Source organism: Streptomyces sp. MS06, from assembly GCF_047200655.1.
In the GTDB taxonomy this organism is placed as follows: Bacteria; Actinomycetota; Actinomycetes; order Streptomycetales; family Streptomycetaceae; genus Streptomyces.
In genome coordinates, this window is record NZ_JBJZOJ010000059.1 from 32,951 (window position 1) to 48,272 (window position 15,322).

Below are 15,322 nucleotides of genomic sequence, written 5' to 3' on the forward strand. Positions count from 1 at the left end.
CCCGGCGCGACCGCCGCGGCCGGGCCGCCGGCCGGGTACGGGGCCGTGCCGGTCAACGGGCGAAGACCTCGAAAGCCACGGCCGGCCGGCCGCCGAAGCGGTCCGCGGCCCGCGCGGTGGCCTGCGCCAGGAAGTCCCTGACATACGCCTCCGGTTCCCGGTCGGTCAGCGCCTCGATGTAGGTGCGGTGCTCGAGCAGCGAGCGCACGGCACGGTCCAGGCCGGCAGAGGCGTCCACGGCATGGGTGGGCGCGGCGGAACCGGCGACGGCGACCCAGCGGACCCCGTCCCACGGCTCCAGGCCCCGCTCGGCGAGATCGGGGAAGATCCAGCGGTTGCCCGCGTCCGCCGCCGCGTCGAGCGTGGCGCGCCCGACGGCGACGTGGTCCGGGGTGTTCCAGGCGACGCCGCCCCAGGTGTCCCGGTGGTTGAGGGTGACGACCAGTTCCGGGCGGTGGCGGCGGATCGCCGCAGCGATGTCGCGGCGCAGCGCCGGACTGTACTCGATGACGCCGTCGCGGTGGTCGAGGAACTCCACCTCCGACACGCCGACGACGGCCGCGCTCGCCCGTTGCTCCCGCTCACGCAGGGGGGCGCAACGCGCCGGCTCCAGCGTGTCGATGCCGGCCTCTCCGCGGCTCGCCAGTACGTAGGCGATCTCGCGGCCCGCGTCGGTCCAGCCGGCGATCGCCGCCGAGCAGCCGTACTCGAGGTCGTCCGGGTGCGCCACCACCGCCAGGGCACGGCTCCAGTCCTCGGGCATGGGCTGGAGCTGGGTGTTCGTCGGCTCGGTCATGTGGCGCACCCTAGCCGCCCGTCCGGCGGGTCCGGGCGCAGGAGAGCCGCGACTCCCCCGTGGGCGCCGCCGAGCGGGCCTCGGCACGTCCCCCTGCGAGGAGACGGCACGAGGCCCGCCGTGCGGGCCGCGGACGTCCACGGCGCCGCACGGCATCCGGGACGCCGGGACTCGCTCGGGCTCCGTCGCCGACCGGTGCCGCGGGACGCCGGTGACGCGCTCAGGCCTCGTCGCGGGCGACGGCGATCAGCCGGTCCAGTACGCGGGGGCCGCCCGCGCGGATGCCGTCGTGCTCGAACTCGTCCGTGACCCAGGTCCGCAGTCCGCGGACGGCGTCCGCGGTGGCCAGGGAGTGCGCGGTGTCGACGTACATGTCGTCGTGGTAGACCGCCGCCGCGGCGGGCACCTCGTTCGCCGCGAGGCGGGCGGAATCGTACAGCGGCGTCCAGTCGGTGCGGGCGGCGAGGAGTTCGGCGGTCTCGCGCAGCGGGCGCAGCGCCGGGTCGCAGTCGAACATCCACGGGTGGATCGTCTCCCCGGTGAACGGCAGCGGGCCGTCGCCGGCGAGCGCCTTGGCCGCGTCGAAACGCGGGAACTCGGCGCGGACGCGTTCCGCCGCCCAGGCGGTGGGGCGTTCGTCCTGGGCGTAGATCGCCTCGTGGAGGAGCGCGTACAGCGGGTGGCCGGCGTACGAGAGGAGGCTCTGCACGTCCTCCAGGAAGGCGTCGGAGAGCTGGTGGCCCCGCGGGGTGCGGACGAAGGCGTGCTCCAGCAGGAAGTGCAGGCGGTGGCTGCCGTCGCCGCCGCCGAGGAGGATGCCGAGGGACTGGAAGGCCTCCGCGGTGAACCGGTAGCCGTTCGGCAGCGTCACCTTCCGGCCGAGCAGGTGGTCGGCGATGCGGCGGGCCCGCTCCACGTCCTGCGGGTAGCGGGCGTAGTGCGCTGCGGTCTTGCGGGCGATGCGCGGATAGGCGGCGCGGTAGACGTCGTCGGCGTGCGCTTCCAGGGACGGCATGCCGCCGGTGATCAGTGCGGTGGACAGGCCCTCGGGTGCGAGGGAGAGGTAGCTGACGGTGCAGAAGCCGCCGAAGCTCTGCCCGAGGACGGTCCAGGGCGCGCCGCCGGTGAGCCGCGGGCGGATCGCCTCGCAGTCGCGGACGATGGAGTCGGCGCGGAAGCGGGTGAGGTAGTCGGCCTGTTCCGCGGGGCCGCCGCGCAGCGGGAGCGTCTGCCGGTTGGCGGGCGTGGAGTGGCCGGTGCCGCGCTGGTCGAGCAGCAGCACGCGGTACTCCTTCAGGGCGCGGCCGAGCCAGGCCTGCCGGCCGACGAAGCGGTGCGCGCCGAACCCGGGGCCGCCCTGGAGGTAGACCAGCCAGGGCAGGTCCCGCCCGGCCTTGTCGCCGGCGACGGCCTCCCGTGCGTACAGCTCGATGGTCTCTCCGCCGGGGTCGGCGTGGTCGAGGGGGACGGTGAAGCGTCGGTCGGTCAGGACGACGCCGGGCTGGCGGTAGCTGTGGGTCAACACGACTCCCGGTACGAACGGTGGCGGCCGCGGTCTGCGGCCGTCCCAGTTCAACACACCCGGCGCGGTGCACCGCGCCGGGCCTACTGAACGGCGGCTCAGCGGACCGGGAGGCCGGAGCGGCACACCGCCGGCTCCGGCCGGACCGCCGCGTGCCCGTGCGCCCTCCGCCGTATTCCCGCCCCGCCCGCCTCCGCGGCAGCGGGGCGGGAGGCGCGGCCGGGACGGCGAGGGTCCCCGGCCACCGGCGCCCGGGACTACGCTGCAAGCCTCCGCAGACCGACCACAGGGAGCCCGCGATGCGTGTCGCACTGTTCCTCACCTGCGTGAACGACACGCTCTATCCGGACACCGGCCGTGCCGTGGTGCGACTGCTGACCAGGCTGGGCGTCGAGGTCGACTTCCCGATGGCGCAGACCTGCTGCGGCCAGGCCCACTACAACACCGGCTACCGGCACCAGGCCGAGCCGCTGGCCCGCCACTTCTGCGAGGTGTTCGACGGCTACGAAGCGGTCGTGACTCCGTCCGGTTCGTGCGGCGCGATGGTGCGGGAGCTGTACCCGCGCATGGGCGAGCGGGCCCGCGCCGAGGGGCGGGGCGACAGTCTCGCCGGCGCGCTGGCCCGGGTGGCGCCCAGGACGTACGAGCTGACGGAGTTCCTGGTGGACGTGCTGGGCGTGACGGACGTCGGGGCGAGCTATCCGCACACGGTGACCTACCACCCGACCTGCCACGGTCTGCGCGGGCTCGGTCTCGGCGACCGCCCGCTGCGGCTGCTGCGGGCGGTGCGGGGGCTGGAACTGGTCGAGTTGCCCGGCGCGGAGGAGTGCTGCGGTTTCGGCGGCACGTTCGCGCTGAAGAACGCCGACGTGTCGGCGGCGATGGGCGAGGACAAGGTGCGCAGCGCGGAGTCGACCGGTGCGCAGGTGCTGTGCGCGGCCGACAACTCGTGCCTGATGCACCTCGGGGGCACCATGGCCCGGCTGCGGGTGGGCATGCGGCCCGTGCACCTCGCGGAGATCCTGGCGAGCACCGGGGAGGCGACGAGGTGAGCGGGACGTTCCTGGGGATGCCTGCCTTCCCCGAGGCCGCGCGGCGGGCGGTCGGCGACAGCACCCTGCGGGGCAATCTGCGCCACGCCACCCGCACCATCCGCGCCAAGCGCGCGAAGGCGGTGGCGGAGGTTCCGGACTGGGCGGCGCTGCGCGAGGCGGGGGCGCGGATCAAGGACCACACGCTGCGCCACCTGGACCGTTACCTGGTGCAGTTGGAGGAGTCGGTGACGGCGGCGGGCGGCACCGTCCACTGGGCCGCCGACGCCGCCGAGGCGAACCGGATCGTGACCCGGCTGGTCGAGGAGACCGGGGAGTCGGAGGTCGTGAAGGTCAAGTCGATGGCCACGCAGGAGATCGGGCTGAACGAGGCGCTGGAGGCGGCGGGCATCCGCGCCTACGAGACCGATCTCGCGGAGCTGATCGTGCAGTTGGGCCGGGACCGGCCCTCGCACCTGCTGGTCCCGGCGATCCACCGCAACCGGGGCGAGATCCGCGACATCCTCCGCAGCGAGATGGGCCGCTGGGGCCGCCCGGCGCCCGAGGGGCTGTCCGACTCCCCCGCCGAACTGGCGGAGGCGGCGCGGCTGCATCTGCGGGAGAAGTTCCTGCGCGCCAAAGTCGGTGTCTCCGGCGCCAACTTCATGGTCGCCGAGACCGGCACCCTGGTGGTGGTCGAGTCCGAGGGCAACGGGCGGATGTGCCTGACGCTTCCGGAGACGCTGATCTCGGTGGTCGGTATCGAGAAGACCGTACCGACCTGGCGCGACCTGGAGGTGTTCCTCCAGACGCTGCCCCGCTCGTCCACGGCGGAGCGCATGAACCCGTACACCTCGATGTGGACCGGTACGACGGACTCCGGGACGGCCGACGGCCCGCGCGCCTTCCATCTGGTCCTCCTCGACAACGGGCGTACCGACGCCCTCGCCGACGAGGTCGGCCGGCAGGCGCTGCGCTGCATCCGCTGCTCGGCCTGCCTCAACGTGTGCCCGGTCTACGAGCGGGCCGGCGGCCACGCGTACGGCTCGGTCTACCCGGGGCCGATCGGGGCGATCCTCAGCCCCCAACTGCGCGGCACGGGAAGCGAGATCGACGCTTCCCTGCCGTACGCCTCCTCCCTGTGCGGCGCCTGCTACGAGGTGTGCCCGGTCGCCATCGACATCCCCGAGGTCCTGGTGCACCTGCGGGAGCGGGTCGCCGAGGGGGGCGCGGCGACCCGCGCGGGCAACAGGGTCGTCCTCCGGCCGGCCGGCGGGCACGCCGCCGAGCGGGCGGCGATGCGCGCGGCTCGCTGGGCGTTCACGTACCCGGGCGTGCTGCGCGCCGGGCAGCGGCTCGCGTCCCGCACCCGCCGCTTCCACCCGCGTACCCTGCCGGGGCCGGGTCGCGCGTGGAGCGGCAGCAGGGACCTGCCGGCGGTGCCCGCCGAGCCGTTCCGGGACTGGTGGCTGCGGACCCGTGGCGGACGGGACGGGGACGTGTGAGCGGCGGACGGGAGGACGGTGCATGAGCAGCAGGGAACGCATCCTGGGCCGGGTGCGGCGCGCCCTGGCCGACGTACCGGTCGACGGTGCTGCCGCGGCGCATGCGGCGCCCGGGACGCATCCGGGGTACGAGCAGGCGGTGCCGCGGGAGTACCTGCGCAGCCACGGTGACGGGGACGCGCGCGGGACGGTGGACCTGCTGGCGGCGAACCTGGCGGACTACCGGGCCGTGGTGCACCGCACCGGCGAGGAGGAACTGCCGCTGCTGCTCATGCGGTTGCTCGCCCGGCGCGGCTGCCGGTATGTACTGGTGCCCCCGGGCCTGCCGCCGCGGTGGATGTCGGCGGCCGGCCCGACGCGCGTGCCCGACCGGGCGGTGAGCACGCCGGAGGAACTGGACCGGGTGGAGAGCGTGGTCACGGGCTGCGCGCTGGCGATCGCGGAGACCGGCACGATCGTCCTGGACGGTTCTCCCGACCAGGGCCGACGCAGGATCACGCTCGTCCCGGACCACCACATCTGCGTGGTACGGGTACCGGAGCAGGTCGTCTCGTCCGTCCCGGAGGCCCTCGCACGCCTGGATCCGGTCCGGCCGTTGACGTGGATCTCGGGTCCGTCGGCCACCAGTGACATCGAGCTGGACCGGGTGGAGGGCGTGCACGGGCCGCGCACGCTGGAGGTCGTGCTCGTGGGCTGAGGACCCGCCGACGCGGGTTCGTCGTCAGGTCGCCCCAGGTCGCTGCGGGGAGGTGGGGTGCGGGCGGTCAGCCGGCGCCGCCGCAGAGCCGGGCGAAGCGTGCGGCGTCGACGTTGCCGCCCGAGAGGATCAGCCCGACGCGGCGAGGGAGGGGCCCGGCACGGCCGGTGAGCAGGGCCGCCAGCGGGGTGGCGCCGCTGGGCTCCAGGACGATCTTCAGGCGTTCGAAGGCGAACCGCATCGCCTCGCGGATCTCCTCGTCGCCGACCAGGGCGATCGCGTCGACGAGCCGCCGGTTCACGGAGAACGTCAGCTCGCCGGGGGTCGGGAGGGCCTGGCCGTCGGCGATGGTGCGGGGTACCGGGACGGTGACACGCCGGCCGGCCTCCAGGGACCGCTTGGTGTCGTCCCCCGCCTCCGGTTCGACGCCGATCATCCGGATGGGACCGTGCAGCGCCTTGGCCGCGGTCGCGCAGCCGGCCATCAGGCCGCCGCCGCCGACCGGGACGACCAGGGCGTCCAGCGCACCGGCCTCCTCGAGGAGTTCGAGGGCGGCGGTGCCCTGTCCGGCCATCACGTGCGGATGCTCGTAGGGCGGGATGAGGGCGAGGCCCCGCTCGGCGGCCAGGGCCTCGGCGACGGCGACGCGGTCGCCGGTGTAGCGGTCGTAGGTCACGATCTCGGCGCCGTAGCCCGCGGTCGCGGCCCGCTTGGCGAGCGGGGCGTCCTCCGGCATCACGATGACGGCCGTGCTGCCGAGTTCCCGTGCGGCGAGGGCGACGGCCTGGGCGTGGTTGCCGGAGGAGTAGGCGGCGATACCCCGGGCGAGCTGCTCCGGTGCCAGGCGGGAGGCCGCGTTGTAGGCGCCGCGGAACTTGAAGGCGCCCACGCGCTGGAAGTTCTCGCACTTGAGGAACACCTCGGCGCCGGCCAGCGCGTCGAGGGTGCGGGAGCGCAGCACGGGGGTGCGGTGGGCGACGCCCCTGATCCGGGTGGCGGCGTCCCGGACGTCGTCGAGGCCGATCGGCGGGGGCGTGGTCGTCATGGGGTGCCTTCCTGGGAGTCGCGGTTGGTGCCGGGCGTGTCGGCCCGGGACCGGGAGAGGTAGCCGTAGGCGGAGGCGCGGGAGATGCCGAGCCGGGCGGCGACCAGTTCGACGGCGCGGCGCACCGCGAACACTCCGTGCTCGTCCAGGCTGCGGAACAGGGCCAGCCGCGCGGTCCGGTCCAGTGCGGCCCACGTCCGGCCGGGGTGCTGCAGGCTCCTGTCGACGAGGGCGTCGACGACGGAGTCGATGTCGTTGCCGAAGGTGGTCACCGGCGTTTCGGCGGGGGTCGCGGCGGTGCCGGCGAGGGCACCCAGCAGGGCGTGCGCCCGTTCCACGGCGGTGACGTCGACGTTGACGCAGAGCGCGCCGAAGACCTCGCCCGCCGGGTCGCGCAGCAGCATCGTGGACGATTTGACGCGGGTGCCCGCGGCGGTGCGGGTGTGGTAGTTGAGGTCGTCCTCGGCGGTGTCCCCGCGGGCGAGGACGCGCAGGCCGATCTCGCTCATCGCTCCACCCACCGCGCGCCCGGTCACGGATCCGGCGACCGCGACCACCGAACGGTCGGGGCGCCGGTAGTCGTGCAGCACGACCTCGCACAGCGGGCCGAAGGTCGCCGCGATGCCCTCCACCACGGGGTTCAGCGCGGCGAGGATCGCGTCGCGCTGGGTCTCCGCCTCCGGGCGGCCCCCGTCCGCCGCCGCCGTACCGGGCGGTTCGGTCTCCCGTCCCTTCACACCACGCTCCCTTGGACTCTCAGTCCACTCCTGGACGATTCATCCAAGCAGGGGCGAGGGGAGACGGCAAGGGGCTGCCGCGCCAGTGCGGGTGTGACCCGGCGGACACGGTCCACGGTCGCGGCGCGGTGCCGTGCTGTCCTGTCCTGTCCTGTGCTGTGCTGTGCTGTGCTGTGTTGAGTTGTGCAGTGCTCTGCTGCGGGGTGCGGCACTCGGCGCCGTCCCGACGGGCCCCTCCGGTACGGCCGCTGGGCGAGGCCGCCGGGCCGCGGCGGCCGCCGCGGCCGCCGGCGAGGGCAGCCGGGCCGCCTCAGCCCATGAGCCCGGCCGCGAGCGCCGCCCCCAACTCCCAGCACGCCTCGGTGTCCTCCTTGCCCGGTTCACCGGTCACGGTCACCGGGTCGGCCACTCGCCGCCAGCCCAGGCCGGTGGTGACGGCCTCCACCGCGCGCACCGCGCCCGTGACGTCGTTGCCGCCGTGCACGTAGTAACCGAAGGACCGGCCGCGGGTCGCGTCGAGGCAGGGGTAGTAGACCTGGTCGAAGAAGTGCTTGAGGGCCCCGGACATGTAGCCGAGGTTCGCCGGGGTGCCGAGCAGGTACCCGTCGGCGGCGAGCACGTCGGACGCCGTGGCCGCGAGCGCCGCCCGGCGCACGACCCGCACCCCCTCGATCTCCGGCGCGCTCGCCCCGGAGAGGACGGCTTCGAACATCGCCTGGCAGTTCGGCGAGGGTGTGTGATGCACGATCAGCAAGGTGGCCACGGCATCCCACCCTGCCGGGCCGGGCGGCCCCGCCGCAAGCCGGACCACCGCACGCCGCCGACCGGCGGCCGGGTGGCTGTGTCACTCTCCGGGGACGTCGTTTCGAGGTGTGCTCGGGAGTCACTCGCACCGGTCTTCCGTGATCGGGAGTGTTCAATGATCGGCAGATCCGATGATCGAGGAGACGCCAGATGAGCGACACGACCATCGAGCAGATACCGGGCAGCGAGCCCGTGGCGGCCGCGGCGGCGAATGACGAGCACGTGCCGCTGCGGCTGCGCCGGGTTCCACGGGCCCGGAGACTGCGGGTCCTGTCCTTCCTGGTTCTCATCGGGACGGTTCTTTGCTGGTGGGGCCGGCCTGGTCGTGGAGGGCAAGGAGGCGGAGCCAGGCGTCGAGGTCGGCCGCGACGTTCGCCGCGAGCATCCAACTACGGTTAGTCGTCCAAGACTTGACTGGCAGGTGGCGCAGGCCCATGGCCTTGTTCGTGCGGACGCGGTCCTCGACGACGGCGTGGTGGTGGTGCAGGGCGTCGATCCACTGGGCCTGATGGGAACCCGCGACGCCCCACAGTTCGGTGATGTCGGTCGCGATGATGGAGTAATTCCAGCCGGTCTTCTTCTCGAGGTCGGTGAGGTTCTCGGTGTGCCGGCCCGACGGTCTGACGCGGCGGACGATCAGCCGCATGCTGAGGCGCCATCGCCCCGGACCGGAAAACCTCCGTGCCGATGCGAGCTGCGGGCCTTCATCAACGACAGGCTGAAGCAGCGGTGGTCGCCGCAGCAGGTCACCCGTCACCTCGCCCGGAGCCGCCCCGCCGAACCTGCGATGAACCACCGTCCGCCACACAGGCCCGATTCTGGGCGCCCTCGCCGACGGGAACCGAGTCGTGGTGTGGAACGTCACTGTGGTGCACGCGGTGAGGCGAAGGAGAGGTCGGGTGATGGAGCACAAACTCTGGTCCGGGGCGGTCCTGGTCGCCGTTTCCTGTCTCCTTACGGCCTGCGGGGCCGGTGGCGGCGGTCATGGCGGTGGCGGTGGCGAGGACGGCAGAGGCTCCGGCTCGCCGGGGACGCCGTCCTCTCCGGCTGCGGCTTCCTCCCTGACTGCGGCGTCCTCTCCGGCTACGACGTCGCCTCCCGTCTTGCCTTCGCTGGCCGCTTCACCTTCTGCCGCAACCGGATGTGCCGCCGGTCCCGTCACCGTCACCCACGGCCCTTCGGACGCCCCCGTACGGAAACTGTGCGTCCGGGCCGGGGCGACGGTGACCGTGGTGCTGCGGCCCCGTTCCGGGGAGCCCTGGCCTCGGGCGCGTAGCGGTAACCCGATGCTGGCGACGGTGACCTCGACCTCCACCGACCGTGACGGGGGCGCCCGTGTCACCGTGCGGACCGCGCGCACGGGAGCCGTATCCGTCACCTGGGGCCCTGATGCCGAGCCCGTCTTCAGGCTCCTGCTGAGTGTGGCGGCGTACCCGGTTCAGTGACGCCGCACCGACACCGAGCGGCGTCGGACGCCGTGGACGTGGGACGGCCGGCGGCCGGTGCGCATCCCGCGAAGGGGTCCGCACCGGCCGCCGCCGTGTGAAGGGAACCGCTCCTGGTCAGCGGTGGTGGCGCCGGAGACGTCGGACGTCGAAGGACCAGATGCCGCGCCCGTGGGAGGCGGCGTACAGCTTGTGGTCGGGGCCGAGACGCAGTTGCATCACGGCCGTGGTGGGCAGCAGGTGACCTAGGACCTGCCACTTGGTGGCGCCCGCCGGGCGGTAGAAGGTGGCCAGGTCGGTGCCGAGGGCGAGACCGCCGTTCGGGAGGTACTCGACCGTGTCGGCGGGTACGTCGGGCAGGTTGGCCGAGATGTCGGTCCAGGTCGCACCGCCGTTCTTCGACTCGAAGACGTGGCCGAAACCGGCCCCCGGGCCCTCGGTGAACCGGCGGGAGAAGCCGTTCACGGCCACGTACACGTGCCGGGCGTTGTGCGGGTCGATGTCGAATCCGGAGATGTAACGGTTGGGGATGGTGCCGTCGACGGGGAGGCTGAGCTGGTGCCAGCCGGTGCCGTCGGCGTTGCCGACCGCGATGCCGCGGGTGAAGCCCTGGTTGTTGCAGGGGCCGCACCAGCCGACGTAGACCGTGCCGCCGGAGGACGCGACGGCGGTGGCCACGTGGCCCTCACCGAGGTCGTAGGCGTTGCTCCACTCCTTGCCGGAGCGGATCGCGAAGCCCTTGGTGTTCACCCAGACGTGGCGGCCGCCCGCGATCCAGGTGCCGGTGTCCTTGGCGTCGGCGGCGATCGGGGCGATGAAGCGGGCGCCTGCGCCGCCCTTCTCGTTGTCCGGCGGGGCGACGCTGTACTCGGTGGCCTTGGACGGGTCCGTGGTCCACGAGCCGTCGTTGGCGCCGCAGTTCTGGGTGACCGATATGGCGAGGTAGACGTACTCCGCGGCGATGTTGCAGCCGTTGGCGGGGTCGGTGATGGTGTCGCCGCCGTCGCCGCCGAAGTTGGAGCCCATCACTCTGTCGTGGCCGCGCAGGATCGACTGCCCGTTGTCCTGCAGACCGCCGGTCACCGAGACGCCGCCGTGGTCGCGGTCCCGACCGACGCCCACGGAGTAGTACTGCAGGGTGTCGATGGTGCCGTCGTTGAGGGACTGCCAGTCCTTGGCGTGGCCGCCGGAGTCCACGGCGCCGTGCAGCGGGCGCCGGTAGATGCCGCCGTCGTTGCCCACGTAGACCCACGACTTGCCGTTGCGGCTGCCGATCGCGACCGCGTGCTGGTCGGAGTGCGTGGTGGGGAAGCAGTCGCCGGTCTGCTTCGACGGGTCGATGCTCCAGCAGGGGAAGTTGAAGTTCCAGTACGGGCCGGGAACGATCCAGCTCTTGCCGCCGTCCTTGGACTCGAAGACCTCTTCGAGACCGAGGTAGATGTGATCGGCGTCGGCCGGGTCGACCTGGAGGAACTGGTTGTACCAGGCCTGGATGCCGGGCTGGTAGCCGTCGCCCTGGAGCGCCGAGCCGGCGTTCTTCAGCTGCGTGTAGTCCGCGATCCGGGTCCACGGCCCGAACGGCGAACCGTTCTTCGACACGTACACGCCCTTGAGTCCACTGTTGGGGTCCGCGGCCATCTGCGCCGGTGACTGGTCGACGGCGTACAGGCGCGAGCCGTCGGCCGCGGCGGCGAACGTCATGTTGCCGACGTCATCGCTGCTGGTCGGCAGAGCGCCGAGCCCGTTCACCCGCTTCCACTTGCCGCCGTGCTTGGCGTACAGGCCGTTGTACGAGTCGCCGCTGCGCCAGCCCACCGCGAGCAGGACCTTGCCCGGGTGTTTGGGGTCGGCGGCGATGTCGTTGGCGATGTTCTTGTACGGGGCGCTCGGGTCGTCCGCCTTCGAACCACCCGGCAGATACTCCGGGTTGGGGGCGAACTCGTGCTTCCACGGCCCGGACAGGGAAGTGGTGGAGTGCGACCAGACGCCGGTGCTGGTGGCCGCCCAGACCTTGGTGCCCGCGAACCGGAGCGCGTGGATGACGGTGCTCTCCAGTTCGGCGCCGCCGACCCGGTCACCGGGCTGGAACGTGCCGTGGTGCGGGTGCTTCAGGACGTAGACGCCGGTGCCCGCGAAGGAGGTCGCCCCGGTGTTGGACTCGCCGGTGGCGTACCAGAGGCGCTTCTTGCCGTCGAGGGCGAGGACGCCCGTCGACAGGGACGGCAGCTTGTCGGCGATCGGCTTCCAGCGGCCGCCGCCTCTCCTGGACCGGAACACGCCGCCGTTGGCGCCGCCCGCGTACACATAGCCGTGGTTGTCGGCCGCGATGCCGGTGATCCGGCCGGTCACGTAGCCCGACCCGCCGCTGGAGTTGGAGTTCACATCGCGGTAGCGGGGGTCGTCGGAGTTGTACTTCTTCTTCGTGACGTGGTTCCAGTGGCCGTGCGTGCGCCGCATCGACTGGATCTGCTGCCAGGCGGCGCCGTAGGCGCCCGGTGCGACCACGCCGGGCGCGGTGCGCGCCTCGGTGTACTGGGCTGTGGCCTCGGCGGAGTTCTCCGCCTCGTCTTCGCCGTCGTCCTCCTCGGTCACGGTGAACGCGGATATTCCGTGTCCTGCGTGCACCGCCCTGATGTGCTCCCGGCCTATCGCGGCCTGGTGGCTCGCCTGCCAGGGTCGGGGTCTGGTGTCGTTCTGCGCGGCGAACGACTGGGTGGTCACCAGGCCGAACGTGGCGGCCACAACGACACAGGTTATGAGCCGTCGTTGATGCCTTGGGGGCAACATGCCCTCTCCTCCCTGCGACGGGCGTATGGGGGTGTCCCGACGCAGGGGCGATCTTGGCGTGTGCACAACAGTCACACAAAGGGCTCACAGGGAAAAATGGTGGGAAGTTTACGTTCGCGGGTCGTCCGGACCCGAAATCCCTCCGCAACTCCCTCCCGAGCGCCTATATTTGGCGGGACTTCAAAGTTGAGCGGTGCGGAGGCAATGCCGCGTAGTTACCCCGCCATGATGCTCACGGCCCTGGTGGAGACCGGCACCCGCGGCCTGCTCGGCGCGGTCTTCGGACCCAACGACAGAGGCGAAACCGCCTACCCCTGCCGGCTGCTGGACCGGCTCACCGCCGACATTCTGGTCTTGGCCGACCGGGCCTTCGACGGCAACGACTTCCTGGCCGCCCTCTCCCGCAATGTGGGCGCCGCTGACCACCTACCAGGTCCTGCGGATCGCCATGGTGGCCGCCATCGAGTCAGCGCCGGGTCCGATCCGGACCGGGCAAGCTTCACCACCGCCCTGGAGGCCGCCCGGGACCTCCCGACCGCCGGCCGCGGCGTCGTCCCGACCGCGGGGGACTCCGATCTGGTCGGCGACATCGGCCGAGCGGTCCTAGCCGAACGGCTCCCGCCCCGCCGTCTGCGCACCAGCATCCGCAAGGTCAAGTGCCCGATCTCCCGCCACCCCGCCCGCCGACAGTCCGCTGACCAGCCAGAACATCACCGGCATCGCCATCACGCTCTACGCGGCCCACGACACCCCACCGCCGCCAGGTCCGCCATCGTCGTTCATGGAGCCCGGCCGCCCGCACACCGACACCCGCCCCTTCCCGGACGCCGCCGACCGCGGGGCCGCCAGCACCGCGTGCTCACCATCCTCGCCGCCGAGCCCGGCCGGGCCTGGCACGGCCGCGAACTCGCACGCATGCTGGGCATCACCAACTTGAACAGCTTCTGCGTTCAACTGTCCCCATGGTCGAGCGAGGGCATCATCCGCAAGGCGGGGCGCGCTCTCTACGCCCTCGCAGACCATGTCTCTATGCCCTTGACCAGCACGGACACCGCTTAACTACGCGGCATTGCCTCCGCACCCCTCAACTTTGAAGACCCTGCAAAGCCGGCCGCGTCACTCCCGGCGCTGTGGGGCGGCGCTCAGTGCCCGCAGCACGTCCTCGTCGGTCAGCTGCTCGAAGTCCGCGTAGTACCCCCCGACGGCCCGGAAGTCACCCGGCAGGTACAGGCAGACCAGCTCGTCCACCTCGGGGCGCAGCAGGTCCGCGGCCTGCGGTGCGGCCACCGGAACCGCGAGCACGGTCCGCCGCGGTGTCCTGCGGCGCAGTGAACGCACGGCGGCGCGTGCCGTGGACCCGGTGGCGACGCCGTCGTCGACGACGACCGCGGTGCGTCCGGAGAGGTCGAGGGCCGGGCGGCCCTGCCGGTACAGCTCCTCGCGCCGGTGGAGCTCCGCGCGCTCCCGGTCGACGGCCGGCGCGAGGTCCGCCTCGTCGAGGCCCAGCATCGCCAGGGACGTCTCGTCGAAGAGCGGCGGCTCGTCGCCCGCGACGGCTCCGACACCGAACTCCTCCTCGAAGGGAGCACCGATCTTGCGCGCCACGAGCACGTCCAGCGGTGCCCGAAGAGCGCGGGCCACCTCAAGCCCCACGGCGGCACCGCCGCGCGGCAGCGCGAGGACTACGGGTCGGTGCAGCCCGCCCTCCAGGCTCAGCGCCGAGAGGCGTTCCGCGAGTTCCCGGCCCGCCTGTCTTCGATCCCGGAACCGCATGGTCGGCCCTCCTTTCCCGCCGGGCGGCGGCCCGGTCCGGACGACGCCCGGTACGGCGCCTGGCTCCTGCCGCTCCCGGGTACCCGTGCGGTCCCGGCTACCCGTGCGGTCCCGGCGCATCGCGTGCGTGGCGCCGCAGGGACTCGTCCGGCCGGGGTCAGTGGCCGTGCGGGGCGTCCTCGGGTGCGGGCAGGCGGGCCCGGCACCAGTCGCGGGCCGTCTCGGCGACCTGCTCCAACGCCCCGGGCTCCTCGAACAGGTGCCCCGCTCCCGGCACGATGCGCAGGGTGTGCGGGGACGGCAGTTCCCGGGCGGCGGCCTGGTTGAGCCGGAGCACCTCGGTGTCGTGCCCCCCGACGATCAGCAGCACCGGCGCCCGGACCGCGCGCAGCGCGTCTCCGGCGAGGTCGGGTCGTCCGCCGCGGGACACCACCGCCGTGACGCGGTCCGGTCGCTCGGCGGCCGCCACCAGGGCCGCAGCCGCGCCGGTGCTGGCTCCGAACAGCACGACCGGAAGTCCGCGGGTGTCGGTGCCGTCGCGTACCCAGTCGAGGGCGGCCGCCAGCCGGCGCCCGAGGAGGCCGATGTCGAAGCGGTACTCGGCGGTCACCCGGTCGCGGAGGTCCTCCGCCGGGGTGAGCAGGTCCATCAGCAGGGTGCCGAGCCCCGCACCGCGCAGCGTCGCGGCGACCGCCCGGTTGCGCGGGCTGTGCCGTGAGCTGCCGCTGCCGTGGGCGAAGAGGACGACTGCGGCGGCTTGCTCGGGGATCTCCAGGTCGCCGGTGAGTGTCGCGTCACCGACGGGTATCCGAACCGTTCGGGAGACCATGGCGCGCTCCTCTCCCCCGGCCGTCGCGGGCGCTCCGGGCGCTCCGGGCGCTGCGGACCCCTTGGCGTCCGGGTCCGGGCCGGGTCGGCGACTGTCCCGGGACGCTCGTCCCGGACCCAGTACCCCTGGTCCCCGTCGGTACACGTGGGTCCCCGTCGGTACACGTGTGCCCCGGTGACGGCGCGGTGGCGAAGGGCTCCGGGCTCACCGGCGAACCGGCGGGTCCGGGCAGCGCGGTCCGCCCCGCGGTCGCCCGCCCGGGCGCCGGCCTCCGCCGCAGGCCGCACTGCGGCGCACCCGGCGCCGTGGCGGTCCCGGCGCCGTGGCGGTCCCGGCGCCGTGGCGGTCCCG

General features: G+C 73.2%; 13 protein-coding genes. 4 read left to right on the forward strand and 9 right to left on the reverse strand.

The genetic code is table 11. From position 1 onward, the window contains the following. Positions 1 to 52: 52 nt before the first annotated feature. Both ACL02U_RS26270 and ACL02U_RS26275 read right to left on the reverse strand, forming a co-directional pair. Positions 53 to 796 carry a PIG-L deacetylase family protein gene (locus ACL02U_RS26270; RefSeq protein ID WP_412793419.1) on the reverse strand — a complete coding sequence of 248 codons (744 nt, stop codon included), beginning with the start codon at positions 794 to 796 and terminating at the stop codon, positions 53 to 55. Positions 797 to 1,016: 220 nt separating this feature from the next. Next, positions 1,017 to 2,318, reverse strand: a complete 1,302-nt coding sequence (locus ACL02U_RS26275; RefSeq protein WP_412793420.1) for an alpha/beta fold hydrolase — start codon at positions 2,316 to 2,318, stop codon at positions 1,017 to 1,019. Positions 2,319 to 2,617: 299 nt separating this feature from the next. Here ACL02U_RS26275 and ACL02U_RS26280 point away from each other — a divergent pair, with 299 nt between their 5' ends. The 3 genes from ACL02U_RS26280 to ACL02U_RS26290 are packed head-to-tail and all read left to right on the forward strand — an operon-like array spanning position 2,618 to position 5,551. Further along, on the forward strand, positions 2,618 to 3,370 hold the full coding sequence (locus ACL02U_RS26280) for a (Fe-S)-binding protein (protein ID WP_412793421.1): 753 nt from the start codon (positions 2,618 to 2,620) through the stop codon (positions 3,368 to 3,370). Further along, positions 3,367 to 4,854: a LutB/LldF family L-lactate oxidation iron-sulfur protein gene (locus tag ACL02U_RS26285; RefSeq protein ID WP_412793422.1), complete on the forward strand. Its 1,488-nt coding sequence runs from the start codon at positions 3,367 to 3,369 to the stop codon at positions 4,852 to 4,854. Before ACL02U_RS26280 ends, ACL02U_RS26285 begins: the two co-directional genes overlap by 4 nt. Positions 4,855 to 4,876: 22 nt before the next feature. Continuing rightward, positions 4,877 to 5,551: a LutC/YkgG family protein gene (locus ACL02U_RS26290; RefSeq protein ID WP_412793423.1), complete on the forward strand. Its 675-nt coding sequence runs from the start codon at positions 4,877 to 4,879 to the stop codon at positions 5,549 to 5,551. 67 nt (positions 5,552 to 5,618) lie between these two features. Here the strand turns inward: ACL02U_RS26290 and ACL02U_RS26295 are convergent, their stop codons facing one another. The 5 genes from ACL02U_RS26295 to ACL02U_RS26315 form a co-directional block, all read right to left on the reverse strand. Further along, complete coding sequence (locus ACL02U_RS26295) at positions 5,619 to 6,596, reverse strand: pyridoxal-phosphate dependent enzyme (protein WP_412793424.1); 978 nt, start codon at positions 6,594 to 6,596, stop codon at positions 5,619 to 5,621. After that, on the reverse strand, positions 6,593 to 7,252 hold the full coding sequence (locus tag ACL02U_RS26300; RefSeq protein ID WP_412793431.1) for a transcriptional regulator: 660 nt from the start codon (positions 7,250 to 7,252) through the stop codon (positions 6,593 to 6,595). The genes ACL02U_RS26295 and ACL02U_RS26300 overlap by 4 nt, the downstream gene beginning before the upstream one ends. 391 nt (positions 7,253 to 7,643) lie before the next feature. Beyond that, the gene (locus ACL02U_RS26305; RefSeq protein ID WP_412793425.1) at positions 7,644 to 8,096 is read right to left on the reverse strand and encodes a flavodoxin family protein; all 453 of its coding nucleotides are present in this window, start codon (positions 8,094 to 8,096) and stop codon (positions 7,644 to 7,646) included. A gap of 327 nt (positions 8,097 to 8,423) precedes the next feature. After that, positions 8,424 to 8,783 (reverse strand): hypothetical protein, encoded by a 360-nt coding sequence (locus ACL02U_RS26310; RefSeq protein WP_412793426.1) that lies wholly within the window; start codon positions 8,781 to 8,783, stop codon positions 8,424 to 8,426. A gap of 916 nt (positions 8,784 to 9,699) precedes the next feature. After that, a complete protein-coding gene (locus ACL02U_RS26315) occupies positions 9,700 to 12,369 on the reverse strand; it encodes a glycosyl hydrolase (protein ID WP_412793427.1) in 2,670 nt (889 codons plus the stop codon). Between the two features lie 204 nt (positions 12,370 to 12,573). On the opposite strand from ACL02U_RS26315, the gene ACL02U_RS26320 reads away from it, so the two are divergent. Next, positions 12,574 to 13,428: a hypothetical protein gene (locus ACL02U_RS26320; RefSeq protein ID WP_412793428.1), complete on the forward strand. Its 855-nt coding sequence runs from the start codon at positions 12,574 to 12,576 to the stop codon at positions 13,426 to 13,428. Between the two features lie 57 nt (positions 13,429 to 13,485). Here the strand turns inward: ACL02U_RS26320 and ACL02U_RS26325 are convergent, their stop codons facing one another. After that, on the reverse strand, positions 13,486 to 14,142 hold the full coding sequence (locus ACL02U_RS26325) for a phosphoribosyltransferase (RefSeq protein ID WP_412793429.1): 657 nt from the start codon (positions 14,140 to 14,142) through the stop codon (positions 13,486 to 13,488). Between the two features lie 157 nt (positions 14,143 to 14,299). Further along, positions 14,300 to 14,971 carry a dienelactone hydrolase family protein gene (locus tag ACL02U_RS26330; protein ID WP_412793430.1) on the reverse strand — a complete coding sequence of 224 codons (672 nt, stop codon included), beginning with the start codon at positions 14,969 to 14,971 and terminating at the stop codon, positions 14,300 to 14,302. Positions 14,972 to 15,322 lie beyond the last annotated feature (351 nt).